Origin of the sequence: Corynebacterium sp. MSK310, from assembly GCF_030227355.1 — a bacterium.
Lineage (GTDB): Bacteria > Actinomycetota > Actinomycetes > Mycobacteriales > Mycobacteriaceae > Corynebacterium > Corynebacterium rhinophilum.
On sequence record NZ_JASPFZ010000007.1, the window covers coordinates 1 to 19,745 of the forward strand.

The following is a 19,745-nucleotide window of genomic DNA, read 5'->3' on the forward strand; positions in this document are numbered from 1 at the left end:
CCGCGTCAAAAAACTAACTGGACTCCGAGTCCAAAAAGTCAATGGACTCCGAGTCCAAAAAGTCACTAGACATCACAAGGCTAGCTGGCAAGGCGAAGGGCCACTTCCTCACAATCCGGTCTCCCGCAATGCTGGGTTTCCACATTTTGGATGCAGTCATCACAGATGAGCACCTGCTGGCGGCACGTGTTCTCATTAATGCAGTTGTGGAAGGTATTAGTTCCCTTGCCGCAGTGCACGCAGTGACCCAATTGGATAAAGCCCGGGTCTTCTAGTCCTTGGCCGAACTCCTGGTGCATGCGCTTGTCAAAGACGTACATGGAGCCTTCCCACAGCCCATCATTGCCGTACTTTTCGCCGTAGCGCACGATGCCGCCATCGATTTGGTAGATCTCGTTGAAGCCGCGGTTCTTCATCAGGGAGGATAGGACCTCGCACCGGATGCCGCCGGTGCAATAGGAGACGACAGGCTTGTCCTTCATCCAGTCATATTTGCCGGATTCCAGTTCCTCGATGAAGTCATGGGTGGTGCGCACATCCGGCACGACGGCATTTTTGAACTTGCCAATCTCTGCTTCCATGGCATTGCGGCCATCGAAGAAGACGACCTCATCGCCGCGCTCTTCTACCAGCTTGTTAACCTCTTCCGGCTTCAGGTGCGTGCCGCCGCCGACGACGCCATTTTCATCCACCTTCAGCTCGCCCGGCGCGCCAAAGGCCACGATTTCATCGCGCACCTTGACCGATAGCCGCGGGAAGTCCTCGGCGCCGCCATCGGACCACTTGAACTGCATGCGCTTAAAGCCCGGGTACTCACGGGTTTGGCGCACGTAGCGCTTGCAGGCATCCATGTCGCCGCCAACGGTGCCATTGATGCCGTGTTCCGAAATGAGGATGCGACCCTTCAAGCCCAAGGACTCGCACAGGGTGCGCTGCCACAGCATGACGGCGGTCGGATCCTCGATGGGGGTAAAGCAGTAATACAGGAGAACTTTGCCGATAGTCACGCCCATAATCTTAGGCCCGCTACCGGAAAGATCCCCAATTCCTTAGCGTTTCTGGTAGAGCGCTTTCTTGCGGGCGAAGGCCGGATCCGAGGTCACGAGCACGCCAAGGTTGCGGAAGATTCCCTCATCCACCGAGCCCAGGATGGTGGTGGTGTGGACGTCGCAGCCGGCGAGCTCCTTGATCTGCTCCAGCGCCTTGCGCGCATCCTCGTCCTTCGCGGCGGATACGGATAGCGCGATGAGCACCTCATCGGTGTGCAAGCGTGGGTTGGAAGATCCCAGGTGCTTCGTCTTCAGCGTTTGGATTGGCTCTATCGACTCCGGCGAGAGCAGGTGCGTTTCGTCATCGATGCCGGCTAAATACTTGAGGGCATTGAGTAGCATCGCCGCGGAGCACCCCAGCAGCGGGGAGGTGCGGCCGGTGATGATGGTGCCATCGTGCAGCTGCATTGCGGAGGCGGGTCCATCGGTTTCCTCCGCGCGCTTGCGGGCCGGGCCAACCACAGGGCGGTCATCGGCCTTAATGCCGGCCTTTGCCATGACGACGGCGGCGCGCTCGGACTGCTCATCGCCCAGCCCGGCGCGGGCTTCTTCTACTTTGGCCTTGAAATAGCGGCGGATGATTTCCTGCTGTGCGGCGGCGCGGCAGACCGCATCATCGGTAATGCAGTAGCCGGCCATATTCACGCCCATGTCCGTGGGCGATTCGTATGGCGTGGTGCCGGTGAGCTTTTCCAGCAGGGTCCGCAGCAGCGGGAACGCCTCGACGTCGCGGTTGTAGTTCACCGTGGATTCGCCGTGGGCGCTCAAGTGGAAGTGGTCAATAATATTGGAATCATTAAGATCCACCGTGGCAGCCTCATAGGCGAGGTTGACTGGGTGCTCGAGGGGAAGATTCCAGATGGGGAAGGTTTCAAACTTGGCATAACCAGCGTTATTGCCGCGCTGGTGCTCGTGGTAGACCTGCGATAGTGCGGTGGCGAGCTTGCCGGAACCAGGACCTGGGGCGGTCACAACGACCAAATCCCGGGAGGTTTCGGCAAATTCGTTCTTACCAAAACCATCCTCAGAGACAATGAGGTCAGTATTCGTGGGATAACCAGGGATAACGCGGTGGCGGGCAACCTTGAGGCCGAGGCGCTCAAGCTTTTCGATGAACGCCTCTGCCTGCGTATTTCCGTCTTCCACCTGGGTCATGACGATGTTTTCGACCAAGAAGCCGCGGCTGCGGAATACGTCCACTAGGCGCAGGAGGTCGTCTTCATACAGGATGTCTAAATCGGCGCGTACCTTGTGGCGGGCAATGTCTTTGGCATTGATGCACGGGAGGATTTCAATGTCCTCTTTAATGCGCTCCAGCATGGCGATCTTGTTATCCGGGATAAAGCCCGGCAGCACGCGGGAGGCATGCATATCATCGAAAAGCTTGCCGCCCATTTCCAGATAGAGCTTTCCACCGATTTCTTCGCGGCGGGCCTGGATGTGCTTTGACTGCAGCTCTATGTATTTTTCACGGTCAAAACCGATTTCATGCGTCATGATTTATCGACCCTTCAATAGAAATAAAATCAATCCGCGCTTTGAGTTTACTCTTTTTCATTCCCCGGCGCCACGCGCCCTAGTTGGGGGCGACCAACTATTTCACTACACTGAAGTTATGCCTGAAGGTCACGTGATCCACCGCCTAGCCCACACTCTCAACGCGGACTATCGCGGGATGCCGCTCAACCTGACCAGCCCGCAAGGCCGCTTCGCCGCTGAGGCGGCCATTCTGGACGGTACAGAAATCGACCACGCAGAGGCCTTTGGCAAGCACCTCTTCGTGCACTTCACCGCCGCGGACCCGGAGCATATCCTCTATATTCACCTGGGGCTCATCGGCAAGCTCAGCTTCGAACCGCGCGAGGAAACCCGCGGTCAGATCCGCATACGCATAGACAATGGGACGCAGGCCGCACAGCTGCGCGGGCCCCAATTTTGTCTGCTGCTTACGGAGGAGGACTACCAGGCCCGGCTGACCAAGGTAGGACAGGATCCGCTCCGCGCCGATGCCGACCCCGAAGCCCTGTGGGCCAAGGTACACAAATCCCGCCGCAGCATAGGCTCCCTCATGATGGACCAGCACCTGTATGCCGGTGTGGGCAATATCTACCGCGCGGAGGCCCTCTTTCGCGCCGGCCTCTCCCCTTTCACTCCTGGCAAGGATGTTTCCCGTGAAACATTCTTCGCCATCTGGAAAGACCTGGTAGAGCTCATGAACTACGGCGTGGAGCACGGCCGCATCGATACCGTGCGGGCCGAGCACTCCCCCGAGGCCATGGGCCGCGACCCGCGCAAGGATGATCACGGCGGCGAAGTCTACGTCTACCGGCGCGCGGGCCTATCCTGCTATGTCTGCGGCACGCCGATTGCAGAGCAGGTAATGGAGGGCAGAAACCTCTTCTGGTGCCCCACCTGCCAATCCGCTGCTTAAGGCCTATAGTGGCGGGCATGCGACCTGCCTATAGTGTATCCGCCGTTCGTTCCGCCGAGTCCGCGCTCCTCGCGCAGCAGAGCCACGATGATGAGCTCATGCGCCTGGCCGCGCAGGGCATTGCCGCCACGGCGAAATCCATGCTGACAGGCCCAGCGCCTCGCCGCATCTCCATCCTGGCCGGGCCTGGCGGCAATGGCGGCGATGGCCTTTATGCAGGCGCTTTCCTCGCCGAGGAGGGCTATGGCGTCGAAGCAATCCTCGTCGCCGGTTCCGCGCACGACCCAGCGTTGCAGGCCTTTAAGGCCGCCGGAGGAACCATTACTGAGCAACCGCGCGCGGAGGCCACAGGCCTGCTTATTGATGCCGTCGCTGGCCTTAACTCCACCCGCGGCCTCAGCGGAGCGGGTCTTGCCGCGTACCGCGCGGCCAAGCAGCACGATATCCCGGTGCTTTCGGTGGATATCCCCTCTGGCATCAACGCCGATACGGGCGTGGCCGCAGAGAACGCGGTCGAGGCAACGATTACCGTGAGCTTCGGTTGGGCGCGCGCCGGTCACGTCTTCGCCCCGGAATGCGGCACGGTGGTCCTGTGCGATCTGCAGCTGCCCAACGCGCCGCGGTCCTTCGCGGAGGAACTAACGGCCTCGGCGGAGCCAGCGGGCTATATCGCCAACGAGCCCACCATCGATCTCCCCTACCAGTGGCCTGCGGAGCCCGTGCTTGCCGATGTCCACTTGGGCCACGTCACCGCCCCCAAGCCCGTGGGCTGCACAGGGCCCATCGTGGACCCCACTCCCCACGCTTCAAGCACGAAATACACCGGCGGGGTCACCGCTATCTGTGCTGGCAGCAGCGCGTATCCCGGCGCGGGCATCCTGGCGGCTACCGGCGCGGTGCGCGCCACGCCGTCCATGGTGCGGGTGATAGATAACGATGCCGTGGTCCCCCACTTGCCCGAGGTGGTTCCTCACCCGAGCGCCGAGGACAAGGTACATGCCCAGGCGTGGGTAGTAGGCCCTGGCCGCGGCACCGATGAAGCAGCGGCGCGCGAGCTCCGCACCGTCTTAGATCGCGAGCTGCCCACCATCCTGGATGCCGATGCCCTGACGCTGCTCGCCCAGAGCGCTGAGCTGCGCGATCGTGTCCGCACCCACCCGCGGGTCATCCTTACCCCGCACGCCGGCGAGTTCCGCCGCCTGTACGAGGCCGCCCTCGGCCGCGAGCTCGATCTCAGCGAGGGCGTGGGCCCGCGCCAGCGCGAGCTGGCCGAGGACTTGGACTGTTTTATCCTGCACAAGGGCCGGATCACCACGGTGACCGCGCCCGACCAGGCCATCTATGGGATGAATGCCGGTCACTCTTATGCGGCCACCGCAGGCTCCGGAGACGTATTATCCGGCATCCTCGGCGCCACCATTGCGCAGGTAAACCACGCGAAGGCCGATGCCGAGTACATCATCATGGAGATCCTCCACGCCGCCGCCCTACACCAGCACGCCGCAGCCATTGCGGCACATACCCCCGATGGTTTTGGCATTTGTTCCGCTTCCCAGATTGCCGCGGCGATGCCCCAGTCCATCGCCCGCCTGCTAGTTATGCACCGTTAACGTCCTGCTTGCTCACGCGGCCGTCTTTGACCTCGACCACGTGGTCGGCGAAGGTGAGCAAGGAACGATCGTGGGTGACCAGCACGGTGGCGGTGTGCAGCTCCTGGGTAATATCGCGCAGCAGGCGGATGATTTCCTGCGAAAGGTGGGAGTCGAGGGCGGAGGTGGGTTCATCGGCAAGCAGCAGGTTCGGCTCATCCATTAAGGCGCGCGCGATATTGACACGCTGGCCCTGGCCGCCGGAAAGCTGGCCGATGCGGCGATTGCCCATGCCCTTAAGGGCAACGAATTCTAGCAGCTCATCGGCGCGATCCTTGCGCAGCTTGCGCCCGGCCATGTGGTCCATGATGAGCAGCTGATCGCGCACCTTGAGCGAGGACAGCAGGTTGGACTGCTGGAAGATGATGGAGTTCGTGCCGTCGACCTCGACGGTGCCGGAGTCCGGCGTGATGAGCCCGGCGCCGACGGAGAGCAGCGTGGACTTACCGGAACCGGACTCGCCCACGATGGCGGTGAGGGTATCGGAGTCGGCGCTAAAGGTGGCATTATCAAGCGCCGTGGTCGTCGTCGTACCGTCCTGGAAGGTGACGGTGGCGTTGCGAATATCAAGAATGGTGGACATTTTAGGCATTTCCTCCCAATGCATCGAGGGGGTTGGCTTTGGCTACGCGGCGGGTGGAGACTAGGGCACCGGCCATGCCCAGGATCCAGATGCCGACCGCGGGAACGATGATGGTGCGCACGGTTACGTCGAAGGGGACGGTGCCAGAGGCCAACAGGCCCAGTAGCCAGCCGACGAATGCGCCGAGGATGGTGCCGGCCGCCAAAATCAGCGCGGCTTGGGCCAGGGCATCGCGCAGCAGGTAGCGCACCGAGGCGCCTAAGGCGCGAAGGATGGAGAGATCGCGGGTGCGCTGCAGGGTCCACACCGTCAGGAAGGCGACGGTGACCAGGGCGGAGATGCCGTAGAGGAAGCCCTGCATGGTCAGCAGCGAACCGCGCTCGGACTGGTAAGCGGGCAGGCCGGAGAAGGAATCAGACATCTCGACCGAACCGGGTACCTCTTCGGAGTGCAGGGCAACCGTGCCGACTACCCCCTCTGGGGCATGGCTTACCTTTTGCCAGGTCTGGGTAGATACCCACACCACAGGCGAGTGGGAGAACTGCGTTTCGGCAACGGTGCCCTCTACGGAAAGGTCTACTCCGCCGATATTCACGGTGCCGGAGGCATCAATCGTGTCAGACAGGACGGCGCCATCTTCCGGAATGGTGGCGTTAGTATTGGGGATGGTCGTACCGGCCGGAAGGCCCATCACGCCTACCGCGCCCTCGCCCTCCAGCTTGGTTTGCGCGGTGCCCAAGGCAATCGCATCCCCGGAAAGATCCTTTTCATGGATCTCGGACTCGTTATAGGCGGGCTCTTCGGTAGAAAAGCTGACGTAGGGGTGATCTTGCGCCACGGCCTCAAGCGCCGAGGTATTTTGCTTGGACAGGCCCTCCGTCAGGCCGGAGAGCATAACCAAAAGCAGGGTAATAAGCGCTACGGTGCCGCCGATGAGCCCGAAGCGGCCGCGCGCAGCGGTGATTTCACGAATAGCTAAGAACATACTTCTATAGTCCCTTTGTGCAGGTCAGAAGTAATCGACGGCCTAGTTGAACCTCCAGTCAACCAACTGGTTGATCCCTCATCCACCCTCCGGCAGATACTGTAGGAAATTGTGTTTTCTGGACAGAAATTATGGCTCTGGGGCCTACACGCCATGTTCGCGTTTCTGCTGCTTTTCGGCGTGGCCCGCGCCTATATCGATGACCGCTTGGACGCCCGCGCCATCCTTTTGGCCATCGGCCTAGCCGCGGTGTACGCGGCCGAGCGCTGGCTTCCCACCTGGCTCTGGCTCACTGGGCTGTGCCTGCTCTGGTTGGGGCTGATGGTCCACGCGCAGGATTTCATGTGGCTCGAGTTCCCGCTCATCTTCGTCTTCCTGCGCGCCTTGCCCAAGTGGCCAGGCCTTATCTCCATCACGGTGCTGTGGGCGGCGGCCGCCTTCATCCCCGCGTGGCTGCATCCGGATGGCTGGTCCATCGCCGCGGCCATGGGCCCGCTTATCGGCACGACCTTTGCAGCGGGCGTGTTTTATATCCAGCGCCGCTTGCAGGCGGAGGCGGCGCATCACAGGGACATCGCCAAGCAGCTGCAGGAAACCCAGGCGGAGCTTGCAGCCAGCGAGCACCAGGCCGGGCGCCTAGAAGAGCGCGAGCGCCTCTCCCGGGATATCCATGACACCGTGGCCCAAGGGTTGAGCTCCATCCTGTTGCTATCCCGCGCCGCCCGCACGACCGATGATCTAGAGACCAAGGACGAGCAGCTCGCCGTCATCGAGGACACCGCTGGTGAGAACTTGGCCGAGGCCCGTCGCTTCGTCCGCGAGCTCGCCGGTCCCGATGAGCGCCTAGAAACCCAGCTGGATTCCATCCTGTCGCAGATGCGCCGACGCGCGGAGGCTTTGGGCGAGGACACCACCTTCGACCTCGTCGTTTCCGGTAGCGGCAGCGTTCCCAGCGATATCAAGCAAGTGGTCGTGCGCGCCGCGCAGGAGGGCCTTAATAACGTGATCAAGCACGCGCACGCCTCCCGCGCGGTGGTCACCCTGGGCCTTTTTGAGGATGCAGTCACCCTGGACGTCGTGGATAATGGGCACGGTGTAGTTGAGCCCCCGCGCCACGGCGGCGATAGCGGCTTTGGCTTGCAAGGATTGTCCCAGCGCGTGGAGAGCGTCGGTGGCTCCCTGAGCCTCGAATCCGGCGATGGCACCGCCCTTGCCATTAGAATCCCCCTCAAGGAGCAGCCCCATGGTTAATGTCATGCTTATCGATGACCACCCCGTCGTCCGCGCCGGGCTGCGCGCGATACTCAATACGTTTGCCGATGTCCGGGTGGTCATGGAAGGCGATAATGGCGCGGACGTGGACAAGCTCTGTGCCGATGACGCCCCCGAGGTCGACGTCGTGGTCTGCGATATCCAGATGCCGGGCGTCGATGGCATCACCGCCACCAAAAAGCTGACCGAGGCCGGCGGCCCACCCGTGCTCATCCTCACCACCTATGACACCCAGGCCGATATCCTGGCCGCAGTTGAGGCCGGCGCGATGGGATACCTGCTCAAGGATTCACCCGAGGAAGAGCTGCACGAAGCGGTGCTCAATACCGCCGCGCGCCGGCGCACCCTCGCCCCAGAGGTGGTCAACCTCCTGGCGCAGCGCGTGGGCCAGCCCGAGCAGTCCCTGTCCACGCGCGAGCTGGAGATCCTCCGCGCCCTCGCGACCGGCTCTTCCAATAAGGAACTAGCCAACCAACTCTTTATTTCTGAGGCCACCGTGAAGACGCACCTCATTCACATCTATCAGAAGCTGGGCGTGGACACCCGCACGGCCGCGGTGACCGTAGCCCGCGAAAGAAAGCTCATTTAATGCTCGATTGCATCGTTATCGGCGGCGGGCAAGCCGGCCTGGCCACCAGCTATTACCTGCGCAAGAAGGGGCTCGACTTCCAGATCCTCGATGCCGAGCCCTCCCCCGGCGCGGCCTGGCGCCACGCGTGGCCGTCGCTCACGCTATTTAGCAATAGCGCCTCCTCCAACCTGCCCGGCTGGCCGATGCCCCACCACGAGGGTTTCCCGCCCGCCAGCCACGTCATCGATTACTTCGCCCGCTACGAGCAGCGCTATGACCTTCCCGTACGCCGGCCGGTGTGGGTCCAGGAAGTCACCCACGATGGCGAGAACTTTCATGTCACCACCGATGACGAACACCTCACCGCGCGCACGGTGGTGGCAGCCACGGGCACGTGGTCCTCGCCGTTTATCCCCTACTACCCCGGTTCCTACGCCGGGCGGCAATGGCACTCGGCGGTCTACCCCGGCCCCGATCCCTTCCGCGGTGAGTCCGTCGCCGTTGTTGGGGCGGGCAATTCCGGGGCGCAGATTGCCGCAGAGCTCGTGCTCTCCGGCGTAGAGGCCACTTGGTTTACGGCAAATCCGCCGCGGTGGATGCCCGATGACGTTGACGGCCGCGTGCTTTTCCAGCGCAACCGCGCCCGCCTCAACGCCATGATGCGGGGCGAGCCCGATCCCGGCGCGGATACCAACTTGGGCGATATTGTCGTCGTTCCTCCCGTCAAACGCGCCCGCGACGAGGGCTTGCTCGAGGCCTCCCCCATGTTCTCTAACCTCGATGAGGTGAAGGCAGATCACCTCATCTGGTGCACCGGGTTCCGCCCGGCGCTGGGGCCTTTCCGCGCGCTTCTCGATGGCCGCACCCCCACCGTCGAAGGCCTGTTCCTCGTCGGCTACGGAACCTGGACCGGCCCCGGTTCCGCAACCATTACCGGGGTGAGCCCCTTTGCCAAGCAGACCGCGGGGGACATCGCCAAGCTCTGCTCCCCCGACCTTTAGCCGCCCAAAAATGGTTGCATCACAATTCACGTATCATGGTGAGCATGAGCACGCTACTTGTTACCCGTAACGAAGACAAATCCGTCACCACCTCTTTTGAGGAAGGGGAATTCCTCGGCGAGGGTGACCTGACCGTTGACGTCTCTTATTCCTCGCTGAACTACAAGGACGCGATGGCGATTACCGGCGATCCCGGCGTCGTCCGCACCAACCCGCTGGTGCCCGGTATCGACGTGGTCGGCACTGTATCCGAGTCCAACGTGCAGCGCCTGCCGGTGGGCACCCTCGTTGCCTCCTTCGGCGATGGCCTTGGCGAATTCCGCCACGGCGGCTACACCCCAAAGCAGCGCGTCAATTCTCGCGCCACCGTTGCCCTGCCAGCAGATTTCACCGCGGAAGAGGCCGCTGCCGTCGGTACCGCCGGTTACACCGCGGCGCTGTGCGTTAACTCGCTGCGCGGGCTTCCCGAGGGCCCCGTCCTCGTCACCGGCGCCACCGGCGGCGTCGGCTCCATCGCCGTCAACCTTCTGCGCAATGCCGGCTACGAGGTCCACGCCATGACCGGCCGCCCCGACGATTACGCCAACTACCTCCACGAGCTCGGCGCGCACGAGATCATCGATCGCGCCGAATTCACCGAACCGGGCAAGCCCCTGCAAAAGGCCATCTACGCCGGCGCCGTGGATACCTCCGGCTCCCAGGAGCTGGCAAACGTCTTGGCCCGTACCAAGTGGGGCGGCACCGTTGCCGCTACCGGTATGGCAAGCGGCCCTGACCTGCCCGCCACCGTGATGCCCTTCATCCTGCGCAACGTGCACCTGGCTGGCGTGAACTCCGTCGATGCCCCACTGCACTATCGCCAGAATGCTTGGCAGCTCCTCGCCCGCACCTTGGACCTGTCCATCCTGGAGTCCCTGACCAATACCCTCCCGCTGGAAGATGCGGTGGAGGAAGCACAATCGCTCATCAACGGCAGCCACCATGGCCGCACGGTGTTGAAGATTTCCTAACGTCCGAGTCTTTAGGCCTCAAAACTAGGAAGGCACCCCGTCAGTGACGGGGTGCCTGCCTTGTGCGATTGGCTCCCCGCATTCTAGGTATCGCCCGTTAAGCCGCGCACGATTTTTCTTGAGATGGAACCCAACTGCCGCAATTCCTCTCCCGTCAAGACGGAGACCACCTGATCATCCACCTTCGCGGTATGGCTCTCCAGTGCTGTAGCGAATGCTTCCTCGCCGAATTTCGTCACTGTGACTTCAATAGCTCGGGGTCCTAACTCCTCCGCGTGCCGCCTCTTGACCAACTTGCGCCCCTCCATCCGGACCAGTTGTCGGTGCAGCCGCGACTTTTCCCACCCCAGTTCCGCAGCCAACTCATGCGGCCGGGTGCTCTGCCCACGGCGGCGCTGCAGGACGGCCAACACCGCATAGTCCGCCTCGCTCACATTCGCTGTTACCTGCAGCGCGTTGGACAACTCCTTATGCAGCGCACGCTGCATCGCTACATAATCCGCCCACGCCGCACTTTCCTCTGCGCGCACGGCACCTCTCCCTTTAGCCTTTGACTTAAATGGCATTATACCCTGCGCAGTTGATTACTCAACTGTGTATCGATTTCCGCAGTTGATCCATCAACCCCCAACATTATTAAACGGCTTGGATTAAGCGTATCAATAATTCGCCCGCGCCATACTTTTGCCGGTTTAACAGCATGTACTTTGCTTTTTATAACCTATTTATTTGTGTTAATATTCGGTTGATTGTCACCACATTTAGTTTTTATTAAATAAAAACTGGCCTATTTTCAGACCGCCCGCGACTCCTGTAGAGCAGACGCCTGTCTATGATGGCGGGCATGGATAAACTTTTTAGCGCCTGCGGATTCGACTTCGTGGACACGGAGGAACTCATCGCGGAGCTTCCCACGGAGCGGACCCTGTGGGACGCACCGGCTTTTGATCAAGTGCTCTACTATGCGGACCCCTCCGGGATCGCCGTCACGGCGATGGAGTACGAGGGGGAGTGGACCGTCTTGCCGTCATTCCGAGGCGGGGAAGACGTGGAGGCAACGCTATATCGCGCCATGCCATTTATTGGCATCCTGGAAATGGAGGATCTCCGGTGGGCGGTGCTTAGCGATGCCCCCTTCACGCTTCCCACCGGCAACCCCGTGGGCGGTGAAAAACTGCGCGGCCGGGTGCGACCCGCAGTCGTTGCGTTGGACTATGAATTAACGGAACCGGCGGAGTTCTCGCTGCAATCCCCAGCGACGGAACGGTTCTATCAAAACTACAAGCCCAGCCTGCTCAACCCGCAGGTCGAGCTAGCTGGCACCGTGAATAATGTCGAGAAAAAGACCAATGAATTTGGGGGAGGGGAGTTCTGGGTAAGCGAAATCGACGGACTCCCGCTCATTGTTGATGCCCCAGTTGAAGCGGGACAGGGAATCCGGGCGCACGGCATCGCGCTATGCGCCACGGAGTACTGGGATTAACCGCCTCGCTGATTGGAGAAGGTAGCTCCTACTGTTGCGGAGCCGCAGGTACCAAGGCTACAAGGCGCTCGAGGTAGTCCTTTACAAACTCGATGGTGCTGGACGGCTCGATCTTTCCGTCTTCACCAATGAGCTGGGGTGAATTGCCCAAGAATACCTCGGGCTGACCGGGCATCGGCATGTCGAAGTAGGACAGTGCTAGGCGCACGTTCTTGTGGGAGGAATACCCACCCATGCGGCCCACGGAGTGGCTAATGATGCCAGCTGGCTTATTCTTCCAGGACACATCGGAATTGGGTTTGGATCCGATATCGATGGCATTTTTTAAGCACGCCGGGATGGTCCGGTTGTTTTCGCTGGTGACGAACAAAATCGCGTCCGCATCCTTAATTGCATTGCGGAAATCGGTGTACGCTTCCGGCGTGGGTTTATCCGCCACGCCAGGATCGTCGTAGTCGAAATCATAGAGCGGGAGGTCACGCAGGTCGTAGCGCTGGCACTCAACGTGCTCGGGGACCAGTTCCATGGCATGGTTGGCGATCTTTTTCGCAATGCTTTCCCGCCGCAGGCTGCCGACGAGTACAAGAAGTTTCATGATATGTGTCCTTTCGTGTGGAGACTTAGTGGTTTTAGAAATCCCAGTCGGCATCGGAGGTCTCTACAGCTTTGCCGATGATATAAGAGGACCCCGAACCCGAAAAGAAATCGTGGTTTTCATCCGAACCTGGCGTGAGTGCCGCGAGGATTTTTGGGTTGACCTGACATTCCTCGTACGGGAAGAGGTTGGGATAGCCCAAATTCATCAAGGCTTTATTGGCGTTGTAGCGCACGAACGTCGCGACATCATCCATAAGCCCGTACGGTTCATAGAGCTCGCCGGAATAGCGCATCTCCAGGTCATAGAGCTCGCGCACCAAGTCAAAGGTAAATTCCCGCATGTCCTCGCGGCGAGCTTCCGTGGCGTGATCCAATCCCCGCTGGAACTTATATCCGGAGTAGTAGCCGTGGACCGCCTTATCCCGCAGGATGAGCCTGATCATGTCTGCCGTATTGGTCAGCTTTCCGTGCACGCTAAAGTGCAGCGGAAGATAGAAGCCGGCGTAAAGCAGCAAGGAGGACAAGAGGGTCGAGGCAACCTTGCGCTTTAGTGGGTCATCGCCATAGTAATGCACCATGACACTGGTCGCGCGCTGTTGCAGCACTGGGTTATCCACGGCCCACGCATAGGATTTCTCAATCTCTTCGGTGCTGGCCAGGGTAGAAAAGATTGAGGAATAGCTCCGCGCGTGTACCGCCTGCATGAAGGCGATATTGGTATAAACGGCCTCCTCATGCTCAGTCCGGGCATCTTGAATCTGGCTGATTTCTCCCACGGTGGCCTGCACGGTATCCAGTAGCGTCAGGCCGGTAAAAACGCGAATGGTGAGATCGCGTTCGGCTGGATCCATGCGCGACCAGTCATTGCGGTCATTGGAGAGCGGGACCTTTTCCGGCAACCAGAAATTCGAGGTCAGGCGGTTCCACACCTCCAGGTCCTTGTCATCCCAGATGCGATTCCAATTCACCGGGCGTAACGGGGTGGAAGCATCGTGGCGAAAATGCGGCGGGGTTTGGGATCGCTCAATGAGCTCTTGATATTTCATCGATGTTTTCTCGTTTCTTTTTCTTAGGCGTCCTTAGACATCAGGGAATGGACGCGTGTGCGGTGGACTCGTGTGCGGTGGGGTAGAGGTGGTGCGCAAAGAAGTCCTGCAAACCCTCCCGTACGCGGGCAACATCGCGGTCAGTACCGAGCAGCTCAAAGCGGTAGAGCTCTGGCACCCCGCACTTTCGGGCGATTTGTGGCCCAGCGCAGCAAAAGGCCTCGCCAAAATTGGTATTTCCTGAGGTAATGACGCCGCGCAAGAGTGCACGGTTTTCCGGAACGTTGAGGAATTGGCGCACCTGCACCGGAATTGCCGCCTTGATATTGCCGCCGCCGTAGGTGGGGACGATGAGCACAAAAGGCTCGGTGACATAGAGCATTCCTTCACGCTTCGGACGCAGAGGGATGCGTGCCGCTGGAAACCCCAGCTTGTGGACGAAACGGTGGGTATTTTCACTGACCGAAGAAAAATACACAAGATTAGCGGCGGTATTAATGCCGCAGGGTGGCGTCGAGGCTTTAGTCATCTCGCTCCTTAGTGGCTGCGCCGAAGCGCACTTTCTGCTACAACTACAGATCTAACGTACTTTTAACTACGTCGCAACTAACCACTATTGACATGCGCAAATACCCCTCCCTTCAGAAGGGAAGGGGCAGGAAAGTTATATGCGCACCCACACGGCGCGGGCTGCCTGGGAGCTCAGGGAGAAAGCCGCGGCATCTTCATTCTGGGCATGCTCGTTCTGGTTGCCCTCTACGCGCACGGCCATTCCGCCGGAATACGGCTGGCTGCCTTGCACGCTCACGGCAGCGCCGATGGTCAGGTTATTCTCGCTAAAAAAGCGCAGCAGATCGGCGTCCACATCACTAATGCGATCGACTATGCCCGCCTCACCGGGCTCCAGATCGCTGAGTTTGCGCAGATCCCCTGGCTCGGATGCCGGGGTCGCGGCATAGTCCGCGGGGTAGTCGCCCGCGGCGCTGGGGATGGGGTCTCCATGCGGATCGCGGCGCGGAAATCCCAGCTCAGCGTCTATGCGCTCTAGGAAGAAATCGGAGACGCAGTGCTCCAATTGCTCGGCTTCCGCGTGGACCTGGTCCCAGCGGTAGTGCAGGGATTCCACCAGGAAGGTTTCGATGAGGCGGTGCCGCCGCACCATGGCGAGGGCAAAGGCACGCCCCTCGGTACTCAGCCCGATGGCGCCATACGGCATATGGGTGACGAGGCCCTTTTTCTCGAGCCTCCGCACCGCATCAGACGCGCTGGAGAGCCGTACGCCTATGTGCTGGGCGAGCATCTTTACCGTCACGGGGTCGTCGTGCCATTCGCCCAGCTTAAACAGGGCCTTGAGGTAGTCCTGATTGGATGGCGAAAGGCCCGAGACGTCCACGCTCATTGGTTACTTAACCACCAGGTTCACCATCCGGCCGGGAACGTAGATCTTCTTCACCACGTTCTTGCCGGAGGTAAGGTCAGCCACCTTGGCATCGGCAAAAGCAGCCTCGAATACGGTGTCTTGGTCAGCATCGACCGCGACGTTGATGCGGGACTTAACCTTGCCGTTGATCTGGACTGGCACCTGAATCTCATCATCTACCAGGTATTTCTCCTCAAAAGAGGGGAGTGGCTCGTAGGTGATGGTCTCATCGTGGCCAAAGCGCTGCCACAGTTCCTCCGCAATGTGCGGGGCGATGGGGGAGACCAGCTGCGCGATGGGCTCCACCGCCGCGCGCGGAGCCTCGGTGCGGTAGGTCTTGGTCAGATAGTTGACGTACTCGATGAGCTTGGCCACGACCGTGTTCAGGCGCAGGTTCTCATAATCATCGCGCACGCCCGCGATGGTGCGGTGCAACTGCTTCAGGTCATCCTGGGTGAGCTCGGCATCGGTAGTAGCCACTTCACCGGTGTCCTCATTAATGGCCAGGCGCCACAGGCGCTGCAGGAAGCGCTGCGAACCGACAACATCCTTGGTCGCCCACGGGCGGGAGGTATCCAACGGACCCATGGACATTTCGTACACGCGCAGGGTATCGGCACCGAAGTCGCGGCAGATATCATCCGGGGCCACGGCGTTTTTCAGGGACTTGCCCATCTTGCCGTACTCCTGGTTGACCTCCTCGCCGTTGTAGTAGAACTTGCCGTCCTTTTCCTCTATCTCTGCGGCAGGGACATACACGCCGCGGGAATCGGTGTAGGCGTAGGCCTGAATATAGCCCTGGTTGTACAGGCGGCGATACGGCTCCTGCGAGCTGACAAAGCCCAGGTCAAAAAGCACCTTGTGCCAGAAGCGGGCGTAGAGCAGGTGTAACACGGCGTGCTCGACGCCGCCGACATACAGATCTACACCGCCCGGATCGTTTTCGCCGTGCTCATCTGGGCGCGGGCCGGTCCAGTAACGCTCGTTTTCGATATCGCAGAAGGCCTCGCTATTGCGGGGATCGATATAGCGCAGCTGGTACCAGGAAGAACCCGCCCACTGGGGCATAACGTTGGTATCGCGGTAGTAGGTCTGCGGGCCATCGCCCAAGTCCAGCTCTACCTCTACCCAGTCGCGGACCTTCGCCAACGGCGGCTGTGGCTCCGAGTCCTTATCTTCTGGATCGAAGGAGGCCGGCTTATAGTCTTCCACCTCGGGCAGCTCAACCGGCAGCATCGACTCTGGCAGCGGGTGGGCCATGCCGTCCTTGTCATAGACGATGGGGAAGGGCTCGCCCCAGTAGCGCTGGCGAGCGAAGAGCCAGTCGCGCAGCTTGTACTGAATCTTGCCGCGTCCGGAGCCGTCCTTTTCCAGCCATTCGATGGCCTGGGCGATGGCCTCCGCCTTATTCAGGCCATTAAGATCCAGGCCCTTATCGTTGGCGGAGTTTACCAAGGCACCGTCTTCGGTCCAGGCTTCTTCCTCGATATTGCCGCCGGAGACAACCTCCGTAATCGGCAGCCCAAAGGCCTGGGCAAACTCATAGTCACGCGTATCGTGCGCGGGCACCGCCATAATGGCGCCGGTACCGTAGCCGGTCAACACGTAGTCCGCGATGAAAATCGGGATCTGCTTGCCATTGACCGGATTGGTGGCATAGGTACCCAGGAATACACCGGTCTTTTCCTTATTTTCCTGGCGCTCCAGATCCGACTTCGCAGCAATATCCGCGCGGTAGGACTCGACGGCTTCCTTCGGGTCATCGTTGCCGTAGGTCCAGCGCTCGTCCACGTCATCGTCGTAAGGAATGGGGGACAAGAGGGCATCGACAAGCTCATGCTCCGGCGCCAAGACCACGTACTCCGCGCCAAAGAGCGTATCTGGGCGCGTGGTAAACACGTCGATGCCGTAGCCTTCCGCGGGGAAAGTTACCTCCGCGCCGCGGGAACGGCCGATCCAGTTGCGCTGCATGGACTTGACCTTCTCCGGCCAATCCAGCAGCTCCAGATCATCGAGCAAACGATCCGAATACGCGGTAATGCGCATCATCCACTGGGACAGGTTCTTGCGGAAGACCGGGAAGTTGCCGCGCTCAGACTTGCCCTCCGCGGTGACTTCCTCGTTGGCCAAGACGGTACCCAAGCCCGGGCACCAATTCACCGTGGAATTGGACAGGTAGACCAGGCGGAACTCATCGACTGCCTGGGCTTTTTCCTGCGGGGACAAATCCTCGTAGTAGCGCCCGTCCTTGGTGGTGCGCTTATTGGCCTCTAATTCCTTGATGAGCTCAGCAATGGGGCGAGCCTTTTGCTGCTCTTCATCGAACCAGGAGTTATAAATCTGCAGGAAGATCCACTGGGTCCACTTAAAGAACTCAGGATCCGTGGATTCCACCGAGCGGCGCGGATCGTGGCCCAAGCCCAGCATGCCCAGCTGGCGGCGCATGTTGTCGATATTGGCCATCGTGGTGGTCCGCGGGTGCGTACCGGTCTGAATGGCGTACTGCTCGGCCGGCAAGCCGAAGGCATCATAGCCCATGGTGTGCAGCACATTCTTGCCCAGCATGCGGTTATAGCGGGCATAGGTATCGGTGGCGATATAACCAAACGGGTGCCCCACGTGCAGGCCCGCACCGGAAGGGTAGGGGAACATGTCCTGCACGTTGAGCTTTTCCTTGGGCAGCTCGCCCGCACCCGTGGCTAGCGAACCGACCGGGTTCGGCGCGTTAAAGGTCTCGTGGTCCTTCCAATACTGCTGCCAAGTCTTTTCGATCTGGTTCGCCAGCTCAGGGGTGTAGCGGTACGACGTGGAATCGCTCGGTTTAGTCATAAACACACAGTGTAATAGCCCCAACCCGGCGCGGGGTAGGCAGAGGTGGGTTTTGCTTCACTAATTCGGCGCCGTACCGGTAGCCAGGCGAAATTCCTTGACACGACTCCTGCGGTGAGTGCGGGGGAGTGGGGCAAAGAGTAAGGCGCGCTACGGGATGTTCCGGCAGTGTTTAGGAACTATTAACGCGCAGTTCCTTTCGTGGTTGAATCGCGCCTTTATCTTCAACTCAAGGCTTTGCACCCAGCCATGTCTGGGTGATTTCTCTCTTGTTTGCAGGGCCACCATCTCTTCGTCTCTCACCTCCATAAAAAACAATTCATGCGCACTTCTCTCCGCATTGGCGCCGCTGCCGTAGCCACGACCGTAGCTACGACCGTAGCTACGACCGTAGCTACCGCTGGCGCAATTGCTCCAGCCACCGCCGCCGAATCCCAGGGCCCAAAGAACATCATCTACATGATTGGTGATGGCATGGGCTACGGCCACGTGGCCTTCAACAACCTCTACGAAACCGGCCAGTCCAAGTACCTGGTCGATGGCGCATTTAGCGCCGAAGGACCAGAAGAACTCGATGGCGAATCCGTGCAGCGCTTCGAAGACTTCAACCGCCTGTCCATGACCACTTACCCAAATAACTCTTCCTATGACCCACAAAAGGCGTGGGCAACCCACGAGTACGTGGATAAGGGATACACCGATTCCTCTGCCGCCGGCACCGCCATGTTCACCGGCGTGAAGACCGATAACGGCAAGCTGGGCGTGAACGATTACGGCCACGAGCAGGAAAACACCTCCGAGCGCGCCAAGAAGGCCGGAAAGTCCGCCGGCGTGGTCTCCTCCGTGCCGTTTAGCCACGCCACCCCGGCTGCCTGGGCGGCACACAACATTTCCCGCGGTAACTACCTGGAGATTGCGGATGAGATGTTCAACTCTGATCTCGATGTCATCATGGGTGCCGGCCACCCGTTCTACGACGATGACAATAAGAAGAAGGATGAGGCCAAGTACAAGTACCTATCTGAAGAGGTCTACAACAAGCTATCGTCCGGCGAGTCCGACTGGAACTACGCAGAAACCAAGGAGCAATTTGAGGCTTTGGCCCAAGGCGATGTCGCCGCGGGGGAGAAGTACTTCGGCCTGGCCCCTGTGGCCTCTACCTTGCAGCAGGGGCGCACCGGCGAGTCCGCGGAACCTTTTGACATTCCCTTCAACGAAGTCGTGGATCTTCCCACCATGACCACCGGCGCCCTCAACGCACTGGGCCAAAATGACGAGGGCTTCCACGTCATGATCGAAGGCGGTGCCATCGACTGGAGCGGCCACGGCAACGAATCCGCCCGCGATATCGAAGAGGTACAGGACTTCAATAAGTCCGTCGATGCCGCCATCGACTGGGTAGAAGAAAACTCCTCCTGGGACGAGACCCTGCTGGTCGTTACCGCTGACCACGAAACGGGATACCTCTCCGGCGCCAATGAGCGCTCAGACGGCAAGTTCAACTCCATGAATGGTGGCGGTGGCAACACCCTGCCCTCTGGTCACCAGTGGTACTCCACGCAGCACACCAATCAGCTCGTCCCATTCTTCTTCAAGGGTGCTGGCTCTGAGGCCCTTCGCGCGAAGGCCACCCACACCGACCCCGTGCGCGGTGACTACATCGATAACACCACCTTGGCCAAGCTCACCTTGAATGAATGGTGGATAAAGCATGATGACCAGGGCGGAAACGAGCAGACAGACGATTCTGCATCCGATCAGCCCCGGCAACAATGACAACGGCGGTGACGGCTCCTCCAAGAGCGGGCTCCTCGCCGGC

At 60.3% G+C, this 19,745-nt stretch carries 18 protein-coding genes; 8 read left to right on the forward strand and 10 right to left on the reverse strand.

Features of this window, described 5'->3' with window-relative positions; genetic code table 11:
- Positions 1 to 80: 80 nt before the first annotated feature.
- Positions 81 to 1,007, reverse strand: coding sequence for an oxygen-dependent tRNA uridine(34) hydroxylase TrhO (gene trhO / locus QP891_RS06585; RefSeq protein WP_284770828.1), 927 nt, complete (start codon positions 1,005 to 1,007; stop codon positions 81 to 83).
- 42 nt (positions 1,008 to 1,049) lie between these two features.
- Entirely contained in the window at positions 1,050 to 2,546 is a 1,497-nt protein-coding gene (locus QP891_RS06590) for a DUF1846 domain-containing protein (protein ID WP_284817004.1), read from the reverse strand.
- Between the two features lie 118 nt (positions 2,547 to 2,664).
- On the opposite strand from QP891_RS06590, the gene QP891_RS06595 reads away from it, so the two are divergent.
- Positions 2,665 to 3,480, forward strand: coding sequence for an Fpg/Nei family DNA glycosylase (locus QP891_RS06595; protein ID WP_284770826.1), 816 nt, complete (start codon positions 2,665 to 2,667; stop codon positions 3,478 to 3,480).
- A gap of 17 nt (positions 3,481 to 3,497) precedes the next feature.
- Entirely contained in the window at positions 3,498 to 5,090 is a 1,593-nt protein-coding gene (locus QP891_RS06600) for a bifunctional ADP-dependent NAD(P)H-hydrate dehydratase/NAD(P)H-hydrate epimerase (protein WP_284770825.1), read from the forward strand.
- On the opposite strand, the gene QP891_RS06605 is transcribed toward QP891_RS06600, so the two are convergent.
- Together QP891_RS06605 and QP891_RS06610 are read right to left on the reverse strand one after the other, a co-directional pair.
- Positions 5,077 to 5,712 carry an ABC transporter ATP-binding protein gene (locus tag QP891_RS06605; RefSeq protein ID WP_284770824.1) on the reverse strand — a complete coding sequence of 212 codons (636 nt, stop codon included), beginning with the start codon at positions 5,710 to 5,712 and terminating at the stop codon, positions 5,077 to 5,079. The two genes, QP891_RS06600 and QP891_RS06605, sit on opposite strands and share 14 nt — an antisense overlap.
- 1 nt (position 5,713) lies before the next feature.
- Positions 5,714 to 6,697: an ABC transporter permease gene (locus QP891_RS06610; protein ID WP_284770823.1), complete on the reverse strand. Its 984-nt coding sequence runs from the start codon at positions 6,695 to 6,697 to the stop codon at positions 5,714 to 5,716.
- Between the two features lie 153 nt (positions 6,698 to 6,850).
- Between QP891_RS06610 and QP891_RS06615 the strand changes: the two genes are divergently transcribed.
- The 4 genes from QP891_RS06615 to QP891_RS06630 are packed head-to-tail and all read left to right on the forward strand — an operon-like array spanning position 6,851 to position 10,551.
- Positions 6,851 to 7,948, forward strand: coding sequence for a sensor histidine kinase (locus QP891_RS06615; RefSeq protein WP_284770831.1), 1,098 nt, complete (start codon positions 6,851 to 6,853; stop codon positions 7,946 to 7,948).
- Positions 7,941 to 8,558, forward strand: coding sequence for a response regulator (locus tag QP891_RS06620; RefSeq protein ID WP_284770822.1), 618 nt, complete (start codon positions 7,941 to 7,943; stop codon positions 8,556 to 8,558). The genes QP891_RS06615 and QP891_RS06620 overlap by 8 nt, the downstream gene beginning before the upstream one ends.
- A complete protein-coding gene (locus tag QP891_RS06625) occupies positions 8,558 to 9,541 on the forward strand; it encodes an NAD(P)-binding domain-containing protein (protein ID WP_284805933.1) in 984 nt (327 codons plus the stop codon). The genes QP891_RS06620 and QP891_RS06625 overlap by 1 nt, the downstream gene beginning before the upstream one ends.
- Positions 9,542 to 9,576: 35 nt before the next feature.
- Positions 9,577 to 10,551 (forward strand): MDR family oxidoreductase, encoded by a 975-nt coding sequence (locus tag QP891_RS06630; protein ID WP_284817006.1) that lies wholly within the window; start codon positions 9,577 to 9,579, stop codon positions 10,549 to 10,551.
- Positions 10,552 to 10,634: 83 nt separating this feature from the next.
- Here the strand turns inward: QP891_RS06630 and QP891_RS06635 are convergent, their stop codons facing one another.
- The gene (locus QP891_RS06635; RefSeq protein WP_284770820.1) at positions 10,635 to 11,117 is read right to left on the reverse strand and encodes a MarR family winged helix-turn-helix transcriptional regulator; all 483 of its coding nucleotides are present in this window, start codon (positions 11,115 to 11,117) and stop codon (positions 10,635 to 10,637) included.
- Positions 11,118 to 11,395: 278 nt separating this feature from the next.
- Here QP891_RS06635 and QP891_RS06640 point away from each other — a divergent pair, with 278 nt between their 5' ends.
- Entirely contained in the window at positions 11,396 to 12,034 is a 639-nt protein-coding gene (locus QP891_RS06640; RefSeq protein ID WP_284770819.1) for a hypothetical protein, read from the forward strand.
- Positions 12,035 to 12,062: 28 nt separating this feature from the next.
- Here QP891_RS06640 and QP891_RS06645 read toward each other — a convergent pair whose 3' ends face one another.
- The 5 genes from QP891_RS06645 to leuS form a co-directional block, all read right to left on the reverse strand.
- Positions 12,063 to 12,629, reverse strand: a complete 567-nt coding sequence (locus QP891_RS06645; protein ID WP_284770818.1) for an NADPH-dependent FMN reductase — start codon at positions 12,627 to 12,629, stop codon at positions 12,063 to 12,065.
- 34 nt (positions 12,630 to 12,663) lie between these two features.
- Positions 12,664 to 13,677: a class 1b ribonucleoside-diphosphate reductase subunit beta gene (gene nrdF / locus QP891_RS06650; RefSeq protein WP_284770817.1), complete on the reverse strand. Its 1,014-nt coding sequence runs from the start codon at positions 13,675 to 13,677 to the stop codon at positions 12,664 to 12,666.
- Positions 13,678 to 13,717: 40 nt separating this feature from the next.
- Positions 13,718 to 14,206, reverse strand: a complete 489-nt coding sequence (gene nrdI, locus QP891_RS06655) for a class Ib ribonucleoside-diphosphate reductase assembly flavoprotein NrdI (RefSeq protein ID WP_284770816.1) — start codon at positions 14,204 to 14,206, stop codon at positions 13,718 to 13,720.
- A 135-nt stretch (positions 14,207 to 14,341) separates the two neighbouring features.
- Entirely contained in the window at positions 14,342 to 15,076 is a 735-nt protein-coding gene (locus QP891_RS06660) for a metal-dependent transcriptional regulator (protein ID WP_284770815.1), read from the reverse strand.
- A gap of 3 nt (positions 15,077 to 15,079) precedes the next feature.
- Complete coding sequence (leuS, locus tag QP891_RS06665; RefSeq protein ID WP_284770814.1) at positions 15,080 to 17,926, reverse strand: leucine--tRNA ligase; 2,847 nt, start codon at positions 17,924 to 17,926, stop codon at positions 15,080 to 15,082.
- Positions 17,927 to 18,247: 321 nt separating this feature from the next.
- On the opposite strand from leuS, the gene QP891_RS06670 reads away from it, so the two are divergent.
- Positions 18,248 to 19,702, forward strand: coding sequence for an alkaline phosphatase (locus tag QP891_RS06670; protein ID WP_284805935.1), 1,455 nt, complete (start codon positions 18,248 to 18,250; stop codon positions 19,700 to 19,702).
- The last annotated feature ends 43 nt before the right edge of the window (positions 19,703 to 19,745 follow it).